Here is a 16,232-nt window from a genome sequence, read left to right as displayed (position 1 = left end):
AGACCACGGTAGGAACGCGCCGGGTGAGTGACAAGCCGTTCCCTGGCCATCCCCGCACGTACGTGTTCCTCAAAGAGCAATTGTTCACCGCGCCCACCTGGGCTGATGAAAAACACCTGCCGAGGTCAACTTGCTCTCGGACCGCCCCGGATGCTTCGGCTGCTCCCCGGGACGGGCCGACGAAGGAACACACACCGATCGAACCGTGAGGCCTGGAGCTTCGGCACCGGCCCGGGAGAGGACACAGACGATGAGGACCACAATGCGCAAGGCGGGCCTGGCGGTGGCAGCGCTCGCGCTGGCCGGCGGAGGAATCGCCACCACCGCCTCCACCGCGTCCGCCACCACCGCGGACACCGGGGTGCGGGCCTGTATCACTTGGAAGGACAGCGGCGGGCCCGGTGGCGCCGGACGAGGCCACGCCAAGTGCGCCGGCATGAACGTCTACGTGAAGGCAACCGCCAAGTGCGCTGATGGAAGCAAGCACAACAGTGCCTGGCGGTGGGAGTACGCGAAGGCAGAGTGCCCCTACGGCACGGGTATTCGCAGCGTTTCGTACCAGACCAAACGCTGAGCCCGAGCACGGAGAGCGCGGTGGCCCGCCCGACGGCGGGCCACCGCCCGGCCTGCTGTGGGCAGGCATCGCCTCAGAACTGTGCGGGCCAAACAGCCTGTCGGCATGCCGACTTCCCGAGCGTCAGAGGCTGTTGGAGGGACCCATGATCCGGCCGTTGTCTCTCGCCCGTCGTGGACCTCGCCCGTCGTGGACCCCGCATGGCTCCGGTCGGCCCCAGAGCTGTGTTGTCCCCCCCTCGGCCACGCCGGAGCAGCTCCGTGCTCCCCACGAGGACATACATGAAGTTGGGGTGGGAAACGAGAACTTCCACATGCCATTCCTACCGGCCGCCCAGCGCGAGCACACCACTACTTCTGCACCAGTGAGCCCCCGTCGACACCTAGCCGGGGGTTCCTCAGCTCTCACTTGCTGTCACACGCATGTCACCAAAACCGTCGACGCACCTGGACCACAAGTTCCTGACCTGCACGTACGCCCCTGACCTGGACTGCCCGGACCGCACGAAACGCTTTCGCCTGCCTGTGCCACGTTATCCCGAGGGACGGGCCCAGGACGAGGGCTGGAGCGTCTTCTGGCCCGTCAAGGCGGTATTGCAGGGTCTCTGCCGTCGCCTCACTCACCCGCTCACGCTCCCACATCTCACGTCTCACATCACCTGTCACGGGGGGGGGTGAAAACACCTGACGGCCCTCCCGGGGTGTCCGCCGCGGCGCAGCAGCCGGAGCCGTGCAGCGGTGGTTCGACGTGGTCTTCGGTGGATTCGGCGGTCCGTGCGTAGTCCCGGGCAAGGTTTCGCACGTATTGCTCACGCGTTTACTCCTTGTGTACGCCGAAGGGCCGCTCGTACTTTCAACCAGCCACGGAGCTGTGGCCATGAGCTGGACGAAGGTGAAAGATCTATGCTGCTGACGGTCCTCGGATTCGTCATGATCGCGACATTCCTGACGCTGATCATGATGAAGAAGATGTCCCCGCTGACGTCGCTCATCCTCATCCCGGCCCTCTTCTGCGTGATCGCGGGGCAGGGGGCCCACCTGGGTGAGTACGTACTGAAGGGGATCGGCGAGCTGGCGCCCACCGCGGCCATGCTGATGTTCGCCATCATCTTCTTCGGCGTGATGATCGACGTCGGCCTGTTCGACCCGATCGTCCGGGGCATCCTGCGCTTCTGCAAGGCCGACCCCGCCCGCGTCGTCCTGGGCACCGCCGTGCTCGCGGCGATCGTCTCGCTGGACGGCGACGGCTCGACCACGTTCATGATCACCGTCTCCGCCATGCTCCCGCTCTATCTGCGGCTGAAGATGAGCGTGCTCACGCTGACGATGGTCGCCGCCACGGCCAACGGCGTGATGAACACCGTTCCGTGGGGCGGCCCGACCGCCCGGGCCGCCACCGCGCTGAAGCTGGACGCGGGCGAGATCTTCGTGCCCATGCTGCCCGCGCTCGCCTGCGGTCTGCTCGCCGTCTTCGTCCTCGCCTGGTGCCTGGGCCTGCGCGAACGCCGCCGCCTGGGGCTGCTCACCGAGACCGGCCCCGCGTCCGACGGTGTCGCCACCGAGGAGACGGACGGCCGCGACCTCTCCCTGGTGACCGTGGGCGCGGGTGCGAACGGCGCCGGTGTGACCGGTGCCGAAGGGACCGCCGCCCGGACGGCCACCGGATCCGCCGCCACTGCCGGCACCCGGGCCACCGGTAGCGCGGACTCTCCCGATTCTCCCGATTCTCCGGAGAGTCCGGACTCGCCGGACCTCACCAAGCCCTCCGACGCCGACGCCGGGACCCCCGACAACGGCGATGCCGCCGCCGGCGTCTGGGGCACCCTCGATCCGAACCGCCCGACGCTGCGGCCCCGGCTCTACTGGTTCAACGCCCTGCTGACGCTGGCCGTGCTGATCACCCTGATCGCCCAGTGGCTGCCGATCCCGGTGATCTTCATGCTCGCCGCCGCCCTGGCCCTGACGGTCAACTTCCCGCACATGAAGCAGCAGCGCGAGCGGATCGCCTCCCACGCGGACAACGTTCTCAACGTCGCCGGCATGGTCTTCGCCGCCGCCGTCTTCACGGGCGTGCTGACCGGCACCGGCATGGTGGACGAGATGGCCAGGTCCCTGGTCGGCGCCATTCCGGACGGTCTCGGCCCGCACATGGCGCTCATCACCGGTCTGCTGAGCATCCCGTTCACGTACTTCATGTCCAACGACGGGTTCTACTTCGGGATCGTGCCGATCCTCGCGGAGGCCGGCGCCCAGCACGGCGTCTCCCCGCTGGAGATCGCCCGCGCCTCGCTCATCGCCCAGCCGCTCCACATGTCCAGCCCGCTGGTCCCGGCCGTGTACGTCCTGGTGGGCATGGCGAAGGTGGAGTTCGGCGACCACACCCGCGCCACGGTCAAGTGGGCGGTCGTGGTCTCGCTGGTGATCCTCGCGGCCGCCCTGCTCCTCGGCATCGCCTGACGCCGCCCGGCTCCCGCTGCCCGGCTCCCCGGCTCCCGCGACGGCGGCGCACTCCGGTCCTGTCCTGGACCGGGGCGCGCCGCCTTCGCGGTTCCGCGGTCCCGGCCCGTTCCGACGGACTCACTCGTCCTGGTCGGTTCCCGTCCACGTGTACACGTGTTCCGGCCGCCCCGGCCCCGTGTAGCGCAGGGTGAGTCCCACCTGCCCGGCCTTCTCCAGGAGTTTCAGATAGCGCTGCGCGGTCTGCCGGCTCAGCCCCGTCAGGTCGGCCGTCCCGCTCGCCGACTGCTGTCCGGTGTCCCGGAGCACCTGCCGCACCAGACGTACCGTCTGGGCCGAGTGGCCCTTCGGCAGCACGGTCGGCCCCGCCGCGGCGCTGCCCAGCACCCCGAAGATCCGGTCGACCTGCTCCTGCCCGGCCTCCAGGCCGCCGTCGGCGAGGGTGCGGCGCAGTACGGCGTACCCCTCCAGCTTGGCCCGCAGGCCGCTGTAGCTGAACGGCTTGACCAGGTAGTGCAGGGCGCCGTAGCGCATGGCGGCTTCCACGGTGGCCACGTCGCGGTCGGCCGTCACCATGATCACGTCGGTGCGGGAGCCGCTTTCGCGCAGCCGCCGAAGGAGGCGGAGGCCGTTCTCGTCGGGCAGGTAGTGGTCGAGGAGGACGAGGTCGGCGTGGTGCTCGTCCAGCCAGGCCAGCGCCTCGCCGGTGGTGTGCGCCGTGCCCGTCACGCGGAAGCCGGGTACGCGGTCCGTGTAGGCGGCGTTGATCCTGGCCACCCGGGGGTCGTCGTCGACGACCAGCACCTCGATCACCGGCACTCCTCCTCCTGCAGGTCCACCGCGCTTGCCGCCGTGCGGACGCACCAGTCTCTCCGGTCCTCCGGCTCCGCCTGCGACCGGGGGGCGGGGGGGGCGGGTCAGGCGGCGACAGGTCACCGGCGGCCGGCCGTGTTCTGCGGGGTCCTCCGCGCCGGGCAGGGCCGGGGGTCGACCCTCGGTTCCGCCGCGTCTCAGGGGGTGGCGGTGGAGACGGCGTACACCCAGGGGCGCTCGGGGACGGTGCGGTCCACGGTGATGTCCAGGGTGGGCAGCGGGTCCTTCTGCTCGTAGGTCAGGCCCGACCACTTGCGGTGCGGGGTGAAGACCCAGCCGACGGTCGCCCGGTCGTGCTCGCTGATGGTGACCGCACCCTCTTTGAGGGCGTCGGTGGAGGTGCCGATGTCCTTGAGGAAGGTGTCGAGGTCCGCGGGGGTGGTCGCGAACCGGACGTGGATCCGGCTGGTCTTCCAGTTGTTGGTCTCGAAGTACGCGAGGTTCTGGGCCATCAGCGGGATCGGCAGGTGGTAGATGCGCCGCTGCACCTGGGAGGGCCAGCCGACGGTGAGTCCCCCGGCCGCGGCCTCGCGCTCCTTGTTGCGGCCGCTGTCGCGGCTCTGCTCGGCGGAGACGAGCAGATAGCCGGCGGGGATGCCGATGAGCAGCACGATGATGACCGCGGTGATCGTGCGGCGCACGATCACGCGGCGGCGGCTCTCCGGCGGCCGGCTCTTGCGGTCGTCGGGGGACGGGCCCTGGTGCGGAATCGTGGATGTCATTCGGAGGTTCCCTGTGCGCTGTCGGTGCCCTCGGCGCTGTTGGTGCGGGGGGTGCTGGGTGTGATGGGGGTGGTGGCCGTGCTGGGTGTGGTGGGCGTGTGGGGGACGGGTGTGTTCTGCTCCGGGGTGTCCGTGGGCGCGGGGGTGGTCGCGGTGCGGATCGCCTGCGCGTAGCGCTCGTACCGCTCGTGGCGCTCCACCCGGCGGCGGTTCGCGCGGCGGAAGCGGCGGGCGACCAGCCGGGCGAGGTCGGCGGCGCCGACCATGCCCGCCTCGGGGCCCAGCTGTGCCTTGGCGATGCGGGCCTCGGGGCGGTAGCCGCGGCCGGTGAGGTGGCGGCGGAAGGCGTCCCTGGCAGGGCCGATGAGGAGGTCGTCGGCGGCGCTGACGCCGCCGCCGATGACGAAGCAGGACGGGTCGAGGGCGGCGGCCAGGTTGGCGATGCCGACGCCCAGCCACTGGCCGATGTCCTGGAGGAGCTCGACGCACATGGCGTCGCCGCCGCGGGCCAGCTCGGTGATGAGCGGTCCGGTGATCTCGTGGACGTTCCCGCCGACTCGCTCGATGAGGTGGTACGCGACCGGGGAGTCGGCGGCGGCGAGCTCGCGGGCCTCGCGGACGAGGGCGTTGCCCGAGCTGTACTGCTCCCAGCAGCCGCGGTTGCCGCACGGGCAGCGGTGGCCGCCGGGCACGACCTGCATGTGGCCGAACTCGCCGGCGACGCCGTACTTGCCGCGCTTGACCTGGCCGTCCTCAAGGATGGCGCCGCCGATGCCCGTACCGAGGGTGATCATGACGAGGTGGTCCTCGCCGCGTCCGGCGCCGAAGCGCCACTCCGCCCAGGCCGCGGTGTTGGCGTCGTTGTCGACGAGCACGGGGACCGCGAGGCGGGACGAGATCGCGTCGCGCAGGGGCTCGTTGCGCCAGGCCAGGTGCGGGGCGAAGAGGACCTTGTTGCGGTCCGCGTCGACCCAGCCGGCGGCGCCGATGCCGACGGCGTGCACATCGTGCCGGTCGGAGAGGTCCAGGACCAGCTCGACGATGGTGTCCTCGACGACCTTGGGGCTCTTGGACTTGTCGGGCGTCTCGGTGCGCAGGGTCTCCAGGATGGTGCCGTCGGCGTCGACGACGCCCGCCATCACCTTCGTACCGCCGATGTCGATGCCGACGGTGGGCACGCGCGGGGCGGTCAGGTGGGAGCGGCGCTCACGGGGGCCGACGGTGCGCAGAACGGTGGCACGGGCGGTGCCGCGGCCTGCGAAGTCACGGTAGGAGCTGCTCATCGGCCGGGCCTTCTGCGGTGTCGGGGAGCCAGCGCCTCGGGGCCCGGCGGCGGACGGCGCCCACCGCCGCCGATTGTGCCATCCGTACGCATAAGGAACCTGTCCGGGCGTGCGCCCGGGTGCCTCGGGACCGGCGGAACGGAACGAATGCTTCCGCCAATGGTTCCGCCGATCGGACGGCCTGGTGGCCCCTGGCCCGGCTACTGCGCGGGCCGGTCGTCCACCGGGTCCACCGGGTGCCCGCCGAGGTGGCTGGGGGACGGGGCGCGCTCCAGTTCGTGGCTGAGTTCGTCGAGTTCGCTGCCGCCGGCCATCTGCCGGGTGAGCTCGTCGAGGGTGGTCTCGTCCTTGGTGCTGCTGCCGGACATCGCCCCCCTCTTGAGGAGCACGAAGCGGTCCCCCACGAGGTAGGCGTGGTGCGGGTTGTGTGTGATGAGGACGACACCGAGGCCCGCGTCCCGCGCGGCGGCGACGTACTTCAGGACGACCCCGGACTGCTTGACGCCGAGGGCGGCCGTCGGCTCGTCGAGGACGAGGACCTTCGCGCCGAAGTACACGGCGCGGGCGATGGCGACACACTGCCGCTCGCCGCCCGACAGGGTGCCGATGGGCTGGTCGACGTCGCGCAGGTCGATGCCCATGCGCAGCAGCTCGGAGCGGGTCGTCTCGCGCATCATCGCGACGTCCAGGCGGCGGAAGGGGCCACGCCCCTTCGTGGGCTCGGAGCCGAGGAAGAAGTTGCGCCAGACGGGCATCAGGGGGACGACGGCGAGGTCCTGGTAGACGGTGGCGATGCCCCGGTCGAGGGCGTCGCGCGGGTTGACCAGGGTGGTTTCGGCGCCCTCGATGCGGAAGGTGCCCGCGTCGTGCTGGTGCAGCCCGGCGATGATCTTGATGAGGGTGGACTTGCCCGCACCGTTGTCGCCGAGCACACAGCTGATCTCGCCCGCGTGGACTTCGAGGGAGACGTCTTCCAGCGCCTTGATGTTGCCGTAGAACTTCGACACGTGGTCGAGCTCGACGAGCGGAGTGCCCGGTCCGGCGGCTGTGCTCACGTCCGTGCTCATGACCGTGCCTCCGCGCGCTTGCGTACCCATGCGTTGAGCAGGGTGGCCAGAAGGAGCATCGCTCCGAGGAAGAACTTGAACCAGTCCGGGTTCCACTCGGCGTAGACGATGCCCTTGCTCGTCATGCCGAAGATGAACGCGCCGACCGCGGAGCCGATCGCGGAGCCGTACCCGCCGGTGATCAGGCAGCCGCCGATGACGGCCGCGATGATGTACGTCAGCTCGTTGCCGACGCCTTCGCCCGACTGGACCACGTCGTACGAGAACAGCAGGTGCTGTCCTGAGACCCAGGCGGCGAAGGCGACGCCCATGTAGAGGCCGATGCGGGTCTTGTTGACCGGTACGCCGGTGGCGCGGGCGGCGTCCTTCTCGCCGCCGACCGCGAAGATCCAGTTTCCGGCGCGGGCGCGCAGCAGGATCCAGGTGGCGAGCGCGATCAGGACGAACCACCACAGGATGGTGACCTTGAGGTTCACCGACCCGATGGTGATCTGGGAGGCGAAGACCGCCTTGGCGGACTCGAAGCCCTCCATGTCGCCGATGCTCTTGGTGGAGACGGTGCCGCTGATGAGCTTGGTGAGGCCGAGGTTCAGGCCGGTCAGCATCAGGAAGGTGCCGAGCGTGATGATGAAGCTCGGGAGTTTGGTGCGGGTCAGCATGAAGCCGTTGAAGACGCCGATGAGCAGCGTCACCAGGAGCGAGACGAAGACGCCGACCCAGACGTTGGCGGTCATCTGGTAGCTGAACATCGAGGAGATCAGCGCGGAGCTGGTCACCATGACGCCGGCCGACAGGTCGAACTCGCCGCCGATCATCAGGAGCGCGACGGGCACCGCCATGATGCCGATCGTCGACGCCGCGTAGAGGACGGTGCCGAGGCTGGAGGCGCGCAGGAAGCTGTCCGCGGCGATCGAGAAGAACAGGAACACGGCGACGGCGCCGACGATCGAGCCCAGCTCGGGGCGGCCCATCAGCCTGCGCAGCGGGGACGTGCGGACCAGTCGTTCGTCGGCCTGGGGGGCCTTGGGAGCGGGCGCCTGTGCGGTCGCTGTCATCGGGTCCCCCGCTTCGTGTACGCCTTCAGCTCGGCCGCGCTGTCCTTGGTGATGATCTGCGGGCCTGTGAGGACGGGCTTGCCGCCGCCGAGCATGTCCGCGTTGTAGCGGTAGAGCCAGAGCAGGTCGACGGCCTCGTACCCCTGGAGGTACGGCTGCTGGTCGACGGCGAAGCCGAGGGCTCCGGACGCCAGCGAGTCGGCGACCTTGGCGTTGAGGTCGAAGGTGTCGACCTCGGCCTGGCTGCCGGCCTGCTGCTTGGCCTGTACGGCGGCGTCCGCGAAGGGCGCGCCGAGGGTGACGACGGAGTCGATGTCCTTGGCCGTCTGGAGCTTCGCCTCGATGGACGCCTGGACGTCGGGCATGTTGGTGCCGTCGACGTAGAGGTTCTCGACCGATCCCTTGAAGGACTTCTTGACGCCTTCGCAGCGCTGCTCGTGGCCGACGTTGCCCCGTTCGTGCAGGACGCACAGGGCCTTCTTCTTGGAGCGCTTGGTCAGCTCCTCGCCGACCGCCTCGCCCGCGATGGTCTCGTCCTGGCCGATGTGGGTGAGTGCCCCGAAGGCCTTGGACTCGGCGGTGCCCGAGTTGATCGTCACCACCGGGATGCCGGCCTTCTTCGCCTTGGCGAGGACGTCCTTCATGGCGTCCGGCTTGGCGAGGGTGACGATCAGACCGTCGACCTTCTTGTCGATGTACGTGTCGACCAGCTGGGCCTGCTGCTGGGCCTCCGCGTTGTTCGCGTAGAGGAAGTCGATGTTGTCCTTGACGGCGGCCTGCTTGGCGCCGTTCTGGACGATGTCCCAGAAAGTGTCACCTGCACCCGAGTGGGTGACCATGGCGAAGGTCCACTTGGGGGTGTTCACCGCGGCCTTGCCCTGGGCGGCGGCCGCAGCCGCACGCTCCTCGGCCCGCTTGCCGCCGGTGCTGCTGCAACCGGTGAGGGAAGCCCCGAGCACCGCCGCCAGCACGGCGCCCAGCGCGCGTACCCCTGTCCGAACCCTTGCCACGACGTCGTGCCCTTCTCGCTGTACTCCTGGGTGCGGCCGGGGGGTATTCAGCCAGACCCCGGCCGCCCAAGTATCGGTCATGGGGGTCCGTCGTGTGGTCAGCGGGTTGGTCATCGGGTGCCACGGGCGGTGTACTTCTCCAGCTCCGGGACGTCTTTCGCGGTGACGATCGCGGGTCCGGTAAGGACCGGTTTGCCGCCGCCCAGGACGTTCCCATTGGTGCGATTCAGCCAGATTTCGTCGATGGCGAGGTAGCCCTGGAGGTACGGCTGCTGGTCCACGGCGAACCCGACGGCCTGCGACTTGAGGCTCTTCACGACGGCCGCGTTCAGGTCGAACGTGTCGACCTCCGCCTTGCTGCCCGAACCCTCCTTCGCCTTCACCGTCGCGTCCGCGAAGGGCGCGCCGAGGGTGACGACGGCGTCGATGTCCTTGGCGGTCTGGAGCTTCGCCTCGATGGAGGAGGTGGTGGCGGGCATGTTCGTCCCCTCGACGTTGAGGTTCTCGACGCTCCCCTTGAACGCCTTCTTCACGCCCGCGCAGCGCTCTTCGAGGGAGACGTTGCCCTGCTCGTGGATGACGCACAGGGCCTTCTTCCTGCCGCGTTTCGTCAGCTCCTCGCCGACGCCCTCGCCTGCGACGGCCTCGTCCTGGCCGATGTGGCTGAGCGCTCCCAGGGCCCTGGAGTGCTGACCGCCCGAGTTGATGGTGACGACGGGGATGCCGGCGGCGACGGCCTTCCTGACCGCCGCGCCGACCGCTTCGGGCTTGGCGAGGGTGACGACGATGCCCTGCACCTTCTGGTCGATCGCCGCCTCTATGAGCTGCGCCTGCTCCTTGCCCTCCTTGTGGGCGGAGTAGAGGAACTCGACGTTGTCCTTGGCCGCGGCGGCCTTGGCGCCGCTCTGCACGATGTCCCAGAAGGTGTCGCCCTCGCCGGAGTGGGTGATCATCGCAATCTTGATACGAGGGGTGTCGGCCGCCTTCCCGCCCCCACTGCTCCGCTCCGGCCCGTCCTCGGACTCCTTGCCGCCGGAACCGCTGCACCCGGTGAGGGTGAGTGCGGCCAGCACGCCCGCGGTGGCCAGGGCTGTCGCCGTACGAGTGGTACGCATCGTGGGTCCGCCTCGTCTCCCCCGCCGCCCGGTTGCGGCTGGAGGAGTTCTAACGGCGAGCGCACGACCCCGTCAATGGTTTGTCCGGACATTGTTCACGGGGTGCGGTTCATGTCCTGACAAGGAGGCAGTTCATGTTCGGATCATGTGCGGACAAGGAGCTGGAAGTCGAAGGCGTACCGCGAGGCCCGGTAGAGGTGCGCGCCGAACTCGACCGCCCGGCCGGTGCCGTCGAAGGTCCGCCGTTCCATCGTGAGCAGGGGTGCCCCGGCGGTCTCGTGCAGGAGCGCGCCCTCCTCGGCCCCTGCCGCCCGTGCGCCGACGGTCTGACGGGCGCTGTGCAGGGTGACCCCGGCGGCGCGCATCACCCGATAGAGACCGGTGGCTTCGAGCTCGACGCTGTCGAGGGTGACCAGTCCGGCGGGCAGGTGGTTGCGCAGGTACGCCATCGGCTCGCCGCGGGCGGAGCGCAGCCGGTCGATGCGGTGCACCTCGGTGCCCTCCGGGACGCCCAGGGCGGCGGCCACGGCGGGGCCCGCCGGTTCGACGACGTTGTGCAGGACCCTCGTCGCGGGGCGCTGGCCGGCCGCCTCCAGGTCGTCGTACAGGCTGCTCAGTTCGAGGGGGCGCCTGACCTGGCTGTGCACGACCTGGGTGCCGACGCCCCTGCGGCGCACCAGCAGGCCCTTGTCCACGAGGGACTGGATGGCCTGGCGGACCGTCGGGCGGGACAGGCCGAGGCGGGCGGCCAGTTCGACCTCGTTGCCGAGGAGGCTGCCGGGTGAGAGCCGGCCCTTCCCTATCGCGTCTTCGAGTTGCTGGGAGAGCTGGAAGTAGAGGGGGACGGGACTGCTGCGGTCCACGCCGAGCTGGAGGGCGACGGTGGGGTCGGTCGCTTGTTTTGGCACGGCAGTGAGCGTAGCCCCGTGGCAGCAGGACGTCAGCAAGTCGCCTTGTCCGCACGACCTGTTGTCGGTACGTCCCGTTGTCCGGACAACCTGTTGTCGGTACGTCCCGTTGTCCGCAGGACCTGTTGTCCGTACGTCCTGTTGTCCGGACAAAATTCTTGACAGTGTTCCGGGCCTGCTGTCGGCTGGGGGGCATGCGAATCGGACTCATGGGCACGGGCCGCATCGGCTCCTTCCACGCCGGGGTTCTCGCCCGGCACCGCCAGGTGGACTCACTCGTACTGGCCGACGCGGACGCGGAGCGCGCCGCGGAGGTCGCACAGCGCGTGGGGGCCGAATTCACCCCCGCGGAGGACCTGTTGGCATCGGGGCTCGACGCGCTGGTCATCACGTCGGCGACGGCCGCGCACGCGGAGCTGATCGGCCGGGCCGCCCGGGCCGGGCTCCCCTGCTTCTGCGAGAAGCCCATCGCCACCGACCTGCCGGGAACTCTGGAGGCGCTGCGCGAGGTGGAGTCGGCGGGCACGGTGCTCCAGCTCGGCTTCATGCGGCGCTTCGACGCCGGGTACGCGACGGCGCGCGAGCGGGTGCGGGCCGGCGATCTCGGCCGACTGCACACGGTGCGTACGGTCTCCTCCGACGCGGCACCGCCCCCGGCCCCGTATCTGCCGCTCTCGGGCGGGCTCTACCGGGACTGCCTGGTCCACGACTTCGACATCCTGCGCTGGGTGACCGGGCGCGAGGTGGTGGAGGTGTACGCGGCGGGCTCGGCGGCGGGGCCCGCGATGTTCGAGGAGGCGGGCGACGTGGCGACTGCCGCCGCGGTACTGACCCTGGACGACGGGACCCTCGTCACGTCGACCGCGACGCGCTGCAACGGCGCGGGCTACGACGTACGGATGGAGCTGGCCGGGGAGCTCGACCAGCTCGCGGTCGGCCTGGACGACCGGACCCCGATCACTTCCACCGAGGCGTCGGGCCCGCCCGCCCCGGCCAAGCCGTGGGCCGGGTTCCTGGAGCGGTTCGCCCCGGCGTACGAGGCGGAGCTGGACGCGTTCGTCCGGGTCGTACGGGGCGAGCGGGCCAACCCCTGCGACGGGCGGGAGGCACTGCAGGCGCTGCGGGTGGCGGAGGCCTGCGAGGTGTCCCGGCGGGAGGGTCGGGCGGTCCGGCTCGCGGAGGTGCCCGACGCGTGAACCCCCTGACCGACGCGTGAACTCCCCTGCTGGTCGCGGGAGTTCACGCGTCGGATCCGGCCTCAGTAGCCGACCGTGAAGCGCTCCCCCACGTGCTGCGGGCGCTCGATCTCGTCGAGCAGCGCGACCGCGTAGTCCTCGGTGCTGATCCGGCTGTTGCCCTCGGCGTCCAGGACCAGGTTGTCGACGTCCGTGCGGTAGACGCCGGTGCGCTCGCCGGGCTCGATGGTGCCGGCGGGGCTGAGGTTGGTCCAGCGGACGTCGTCCACCGTGCGGTAGAAGTCGAGCGCGTCGCCGTGCGCGTGCATGATCTGGAGCAGGAACTCCGGGAGGCCCTCGGTGTCCCACACCTGCTTGCCGTCCGGGGTGCGCAGCGAACCGGCGCCGCCGACCGTGAGCAGCAGGGGTGCCCCAGCACCCAGCGCACGTACCCCTGCGACCAGGGACTTCGCCGAGGGGGCAATGGTCGCGAGGTGACCGGGGCCGTCGCCGCCACCGCCGCCGACCGCGCTGACCAGGACGTCCTGTCCCTTGGCCGCCTCGGTCACCGATGCCGGGTCGAGGACGTCGCCGGTGATCACGGTGAGGTTCTGGTGGTCGGGGACGGTGAGCTTCGCCGGGTCGCGGACGACGGCGGTGACCCGGTGTCCCCGGTCGAGGGCTTCGCGCAGGATGCGGGTGCCGATGGATCCGTTGGCCCCGAAGAGGGAGATCTTGGCCATGGGAGGGGTCCTTCCGAGGGTGGCTGTGCACAGTGCCGGGGGTGGTGATTTTCCGGGCCCGACGGCCGAGGTCGTTCCGTTGCCCCTTCAACATAGGAGGTGGGGCGGGAGAATGCCGGGTACGCTCCGGACACATGGTGGTGAAAATCCGACAGACGAGTGAATCGACGGGCCCGCCGATCCCCGAGGTCCGGTTCCAGGCGCCCAGCTCGGTCCCGGCCGGTGTGGAGGTCCTGACGCTCGCCGCGCTGCGCCGCAATGCCTGCGTGGGTTCGATCTCCGTGCCGCACCGCCCCGACTTCCACCACCTCCTGCGGCTGGACGGCGGCGTGCTCCCGGTGATGGTCGACTTCGCGTCGTACCGGCTGCTGCCGGGCGAGTGGCTGTGGGTACGGCCGGGGCAGGTGCACCGCTGGGACGCCCTGTCCGGCGCGGAGGGCACGCTCGTCCTGTTCGAGGCGGGGTTCCCGGACCCGGCGACCGGTGCGGCCGCCCGGCTGGACGATCCGTTCGGGCCGACGGTACGGCGCCCGGCCGGGGCCGACGCGGAGGCGGCGCGACGCGCCCTCGACCATCTGGACCAGGAGTTCCGGTCGCTGCGCGACGGCTCGCCGCTCCCCCTGGAGACCCATCTGCCGGTGCTCCGGCATCTGCTCGCGGCCCTGGTGCTGCGCCTCGCGCACGTCGGGGAGGAGGGGCCGGGCTGTGACAACCCGGATGCCTTCCTGCTGTTCCGTGCGGCGGTGGAACGGGACTTCGCGCGGACCCGAAGGGTCGAGGACTACGCCCGTGAACTCGGCTACGCGTCCCGCACCCTGTCGCGGGCGACGCTCGCCGCGGCGGGGGTCGGCGCGAAGGAGTTCATCGACCGGCGGGTGGTCCTGGAGGCCAAGCGGCTGCTCACGCACAGCGACCACAGCGCGGCGAGAGTCGCGGGACTGCTCGGCTTCCACGATGCGGCCAACTTCGGGAAGTTCTTCCAACAGCGCGTGGGGGCAAGCCCGTTGGCGTTCCGTACGACGGCACGGGGCGGCACCACCTGAGCCGTGGCACGGGGCGGCACCACCTGAGCCGTGGCACGGGGCGGCACCGCCTGAGCCGTGGCATGCGAGAAGGCCCTAGCGTGATCCCCATGCATACATACGGAAACGACCGGCCCGACCCGCTGACGACCGACGACGGCGTGCGGCTGTGGACCGCGCGGACGGTCGGCGGCGGCCCCTCCTCGGGACCCGAGGTGGTGCTGTGCCACGGCGGGCCCGGTATCTGGGACACCCTGGAGGACGTCGCCGCGCTGCTGCACGACGCCGGGGCGTCCACCGTGCACCGCTGGGACCAGCGCGGCTGCGGCCGCTCGGAGCGAAGCGGTCCGTACACCGTGGAGCGGCACGTCGCCGATCTGGACGCCGTACGGGCGCACTTCGGGCTCGACCGGATGGTGCTGCTCGGCCACTCGTGGGGCGCCCGGCTCGCGCTGCACTACGCACTGCGGCATCCGGACCGCGTCGCGGCGCTCGTCCACGTGTCCGGCACGGGGATCGACCCGGACGCCTCCTGGCACCCGGACTACCGGCGCGACCTGTACGCCGGGATCGGCGAAGGCCTCCCCCGTTGGCGGGAGTTGACCGATCAGTCGACCCGTACGGACGCCGAGGAGCGGGAGGTGTGCGTGCTCCGGTGGTCGGCGGACTTCGCCGGACAGGACCGGGAGCGGGCCCGCGCGCTGGCCGAGCGGATGGCAACTCCCTGGCGGGGCGTGAACTTCGAGTCCAATCGGGCGCTCGGCGCGGAGCTGCGCGATCAGGACCTCGCTCAACTCCGCGCCGAGTGCGAGAAGTTGACCGTCCCCACACTCATCGTCGACGGCGCACTCGACATCCGCCCGCGCACCGCCGTGGACTCGCTGGCCCGCGCGCTCCCGGACGTCGTCCGCACCGTACTGCCCGAAGCGGGACACCTGCCCTGGGCGGAGGATCCGGCCGGATTCCGCGAGGCGGTGTCCCGCTTCCTGCTCACCAGCGCACGGGCAGCTTCCGTACGCCCCTGATGAGCAGGCCCGGCAGCCAGTCCAGCGGGCCGCCGTCCGGGGTGAGCTCCAGGTCGGGGCAGCGTTCCAGCAGCGTACGGATGGCGATGCGTCCCTCCATGCGGGCCAGCGGGGCGCCCAGACAGAAGTGGATGCCGTGGCCGAAGGCGAGGTGGCCCTGCGGGGCGCGGCGGATGTCGAAGCGGTCCGGGTCCGGGTAGCGGGCCGGGTCGCGGTCGCCGCCCGCGAGCGAGACAAGCACGGGTTTGCTCTGCGGGATGACCAGGCCGCCGATCTCGACGGACTCGCGGGCGAACCGGAAGGTCGAGTTCTCCACCGGTCCGTCGTAGCGCAGCATCTCCTCCACCGCGCCGTCGAGCAGACCGTCGAAGTCGGCGCGCAGGGCGGCGAGTTGGTCGGGGTGGGAGAGCAGGGCACGGACGCCGTTGGAGATCAGGTTCACGGTCGTCTCGTGGCCCGCGACGAGCAGCAGGAAGGCCATGCCGACGAGTTCGTCGGGCGAGAGCCGGTCGCCGTCCTCGTCGCTGGCCTTGATCAGCGCGCTGAGCAGGTCCTCACCGGGGGACGAGCTCTTGTCCGCGATCAACTCCGCGAGGTAGGCGGCCATTTCGCCCACGGCCGCGATGCTCGCCTCGTTGCCGGTCGGCGCGACGATCTCGCTGGACCAGGCGCGGAAGCGGTCCCGGTCGAGGTCGGGCACGCCGAGGAGTTCGCAGATGACCGTCATGGGCAGCGGGAAGGCGAGCGCGTCGACCAGGTCGGCCGCCGAACTCCCCTTCGCTGTCATGGAGTCGAGGAGCTCGTCGGTGATCTGCTGGACGCGCGGGCGCATCGCCTCGACGCGCCGCGGGGTGAACTCGCGGGCGACGAGCTTGCGCAGCCGGGTGTGCTGCGGTGGGTCGGTCTCCAGCATGTTGCTGCTCATCGGGGTGACCAGCTCCTCGTCCCACAGCTCCGAGGTGCGCCAGTTCTTGGCGAGCCGGGGGTCGGCGAGGGCCTTGCGGGCCTCTTCGTACCCGACGATCAGCCACATCTCCTCCACGTCGGCGGTGCGGACGTGGTGCACGGGTCCGGCCTCGCGCAGCTTTTCGTAGTACGGATACGGGTTTGCCGTGAAGTCCTCGGTCTGGTCCCGCAGATCAATGATCGTCATGGTCCGTCTCTCCCGTCGAGCCGGGTCCCGCCCCTCGGTTCCGGCCTGTAC

The 16,232-nt window shown here is 70.5% G+C and carries 15 protein-coding genes and 1 pseudogene; 5 read left to right on the top strand and 11 right to left on the bottom strand.

Annotated elements, in window-relative coordinates:
* The first annotated feature begins 250 nt into the window (after positions 1-250).
* Entirely contained in the window at positions 251-574 is a 324-nt protein-coding gene (locus ACH4SP_RS07510) for a hypothetical protein (RefSeq protein ID WP_398410917.1), read from the top strand.
* A gap of 524 nt (positions 575-1,098) precedes the next feature.
* On the opposite strand, the pseudogene ACH4SP_RS07505 reads toward ACH4SP_RS07510, so the two are convergent.
* Positions 1,099-1,215: pseudogene (locus ACH4SP_RS07505) on the bottom strand (3-oxoadipate enol-lactone hydrolase); the annotation flags it as partial.
* Between the two features lie 261 nt (positions 1,216-1,476).
* Here ACH4SP_RS07505 and ACH4SP_RS07500 point away from each other — a divergent pair.
* Positions 1,477-3,030 carry a citrate:proton symporter gene (locus tag ACH4SP_RS07500; protein ID WP_398410915.1) on the top strand — a complete coding sequence of 518 codons (1,554 nt, stop codon included), beginning with the start codon at positions 1,477-1,479 and terminating at the stop codon, positions 3,028-3,030.
* A gap of 120 nt (positions 3,031-3,150) precedes the next feature.
* Here ACH4SP_RS07500 and ACH4SP_RS07495 read toward each other — a convergent pair whose 3' ends face one another.
* The 8 genes from ACH4SP_RS07495 to ACH4SP_RS07460 form a co-directional block, all read right to left on the bottom strand.
* Positions 3,151-3,843, bottom strand: coding sequence for a response regulator (locus ACH4SP_RS07495; protein WP_398411825.1), 693 nt, complete (start codon positions 3,841-3,843; stop codon positions 3,151-3,153).
* A 197-nt stretch (positions 3,844-4,040) separates the two neighbouring features.
* The gene (locus tag ACH4SP_RS07490) at positions 4,041-4,625 is read right to left on the bottom strand and encodes a sugar kinase (RefSeq protein ID WP_398410911.1); all 585 of its coding nucleotides are present in this window, start codon (positions 4,623-4,625) and stop codon (positions 4,041-4,043) included.
* Positions 4,622-5,908: an ROK family glucokinase gene (locus ACH4SP_RS07485; RefSeq protein WP_398410908.1), complete on the bottom strand. Its 1,287-nt coding sequence runs from the start codon at positions 5,906-5,908 to the stop codon at positions 4,622-4,624. Before ACH4SP_RS07485 ends, ACH4SP_RS07490 begins: the two co-directional genes overlap by 4 nt.
* A gap of 200 nt (positions 5,909-6,108) precedes the next feature.
* Entirely contained in the window at positions 6,109-6,975 is an 867-nt protein-coding gene (locus ACH4SP_RS07480) for an ATP-binding cassette domain-containing protein (protein WP_398410902.1), read from the bottom strand.
* Positions 6,972-8,030: an ABC transporter permease gene (locus ACH4SP_RS07475; protein WP_398410897.1), complete on the bottom strand. Its 1,059-nt coding sequence runs from the start codon at positions 8,028-8,030 to the stop codon at positions 6,972-6,974. Before ACH4SP_RS07475 ends, ACH4SP_RS07480 begins: the two co-directional genes overlap by 4 nt.
* The gene (locus ACH4SP_RS07470; RefSeq protein ID WP_398410892.1) at positions 8,027-9,040 is read right to left on the bottom strand and encodes a sugar ABC transporter substrate-binding protein; all 1,014 of its coding nucleotides are present in this window, start codon (positions 9,038-9,040) and stop codon (positions 8,027-8,029) included. The genes ACH4SP_RS07475 and ACH4SP_RS07470 overlap by 4 nt, the downstream gene beginning before the upstream one ends.
* Before the next feature lie 110 nt (positions 9,041-9,150).
* Positions 9,151-10,155, bottom strand: coding sequence for a sugar ABC transporter substrate-binding protein (locus ACH4SP_RS07465; protein WP_398410887.1), 1,005 nt, complete (start codon positions 10,153-10,155; stop codon positions 9,151-9,153).
* 143 nt (positions 10,156-10,298) lie between these two features.
* Positions 10,299-11,018, bottom strand: coding sequence for a GntR family transcriptional regulator (locus tag ACH4SP_RS07460; protein WP_398411823.1), 720 nt, complete (start codon positions 11,016-11,018; stop codon positions 10,299-10,301).
* Between the two features lie 239 nt (positions 11,019-11,257).
* Between ACH4SP_RS07460 and ACH4SP_RS07455 the strand changes: the two genes are divergently transcribed.
* Complete coding sequence (locus tag ACH4SP_RS07455) at positions 11,258-12,259, top strand: Gfo/Idh/MocA family oxidoreductase (protein ID WP_398410884.1); 1,002 nt, start codon at positions 11,258-11,260, stop codon at positions 12,257-12,259.
* A 62-nt stretch (positions 12,260-12,321) separates the two neighbouring features.
* Here the strand turns inward: ACH4SP_RS07455 and ACH4SP_RS07450 are convergent, their stop codons facing one another.
* Positions 12,322-12,981, bottom strand: a complete 660-nt coding sequence (locus ACH4SP_RS07450; RefSeq protein WP_398410881.1) for an NAD(P)-dependent oxidoreductase — start codon at positions 12,979-12,981, stop codon at positions 12,322-12,324.
* 134 nt (positions 12,982-13,115) lie between these two features.
* Here ACH4SP_RS07450 and ACH4SP_RS07445 point away from each other — a divergent pair, with 134 nt between their 5' ends.
* The gene (locus tag ACH4SP_RS07445; RefSeq protein ID WP_398410877.1) at positions 13,116-14,024 is read left to right on the top strand and encodes a helix-turn-helix domain-containing protein; all 909 of its coding nucleotides are present in this window, start codon (positions 13,116-13,118) and stop codon (positions 14,022-14,024) included.
* Positions 14,025-14,113: 89 nt separating this feature from the next.
* Positions 14,114-15,028 (top strand): alpha/beta fold hydrolase, encoded by a 915-nt coding sequence (locus ACH4SP_RS07440; protein WP_398410874.1) that lies wholly within the window; start codon positions 14,114-14,116, stop codon positions 15,026-15,028.
* Here ACH4SP_RS07440 and ACH4SP_RS07435 read toward each other — a convergent pair.
* Positions 14,994-16,181 carry a cytochrome P450 gene (locus tag ACH4SP_RS07435; RefSeq protein WP_398410871.1) on the bottom strand — a complete coding sequence of 396 codons (1,188 nt, stop codon included), beginning with the start codon at positions 16,179-16,181 and terminating at the stop codon, positions 14,994-14,996. The two genes, ACH4SP_RS07440 and ACH4SP_RS07435, sit on opposite strands and share 35 nt — an antisense overlap.
* Positions 16,182-16,232: the final 51 nt, after the last annotated feature.

Source organism: Streptomyces sp. NPDC021093 (assembly GCF_044333135.1).
Classification (GTDB): Bacteria; Actinomycetota; Actinomycetes; order Streptomycetales; family Streptomycetaceae; genus Streptomyces.
Note: the sequence above shows the minus strand (reverse complement) of the source record. Positions and strands in the feature narration are given on the sequence as shown.

Excerpts from the sequence above, each read along its gene's own strand:
- ACH4SP_RS07475 (WP_398410897.1), bottom strand. The coding sequence starts at position 8,030 with ATGACAGCGACCGCACAGGCGCCCGCTCCCAAGGCCCCCCAGGCCGAC.
- ACH4SP_RS07500 (WP_398410915.1), top strand. The coding sequence starts at position 1,477 with ATGCTGCTGACGGTCCTCGGATTCGTCATGATCGCGACATTCCTGACG.
- ACH4SP_RS07455 (WP_398410884.1), top strand. The coding sequence starts at position 11,258 with ATGCGAATCGGACTCATGGGCACGGGCCGCATCGGCTCCTTCCACGCC.
- ACH4SP_RS07480 (WP_398410902.1), bottom strand. The coding sequence starts at position 6,975 with ATGAGCACGGACGTGAGCACAGCCGCCGGACCGGGCACTCCGCTCGTC.
- ACH4SP_RS07465 (WP_398410887.1), bottom strand. The coding sequence starts at position 10,155 with ATGCGTACCACTCGTACGGCGACAGCCCTGGCCACCGCGGGCGTGCTG.
- ACH4SP_RS07490 (WP_398410911.1), bottom strand. The coding sequence starts at position 4,625 with ATGACATCCACGATTCCGCACCAGGGCCCGTCCCCCGACGACCGCAAG.
- ACH4SP_RS07445 (WP_398410877.1), top strand. The coding sequence starts at position 13,116 with ATGGTGGTGAAAATCCGACAGACGAGTGAATCGACGGGCCCGCCGATC.
- ACH4SP_RS07440 (WP_398410874.1), top strand. The coding sequence starts at position 14,114 with ATGCATACATACGGAAACGACCGGCCCGACCCGCTGACGACCGACGAC.
- ACH4SP_RS07450 (WP_398410881.1), bottom strand. The coding sequence starts at position 12,981 with ATGGCCAAGATCTCCCTCTTCGGGGCCAACGGATCCATCGGCACCCGC.
- ACH4SP_RS07485 (WP_398410908.1), bottom strand. The coding sequence starts at position 5,908 with ATGAGCAGCTCCTACCGTGACTTCGCAGGCCGCGGCACCGCCCGTGCC.
- ACH4SP_RS07435 (WP_398410871.1), bottom strand. The coding sequence starts at position 16,181 with ATGACGATCATTGATCTGCGGGACCAGACCGAGGACTTCACGGCAAAC.
- ACH4SP_RS07510 (WP_398410917.1), top strand. The coding sequence starts at position 251 with ATGAGGACCACAATGCGCAAGGCGGGCCTGGCGGTGGCAGCGCTCGCG.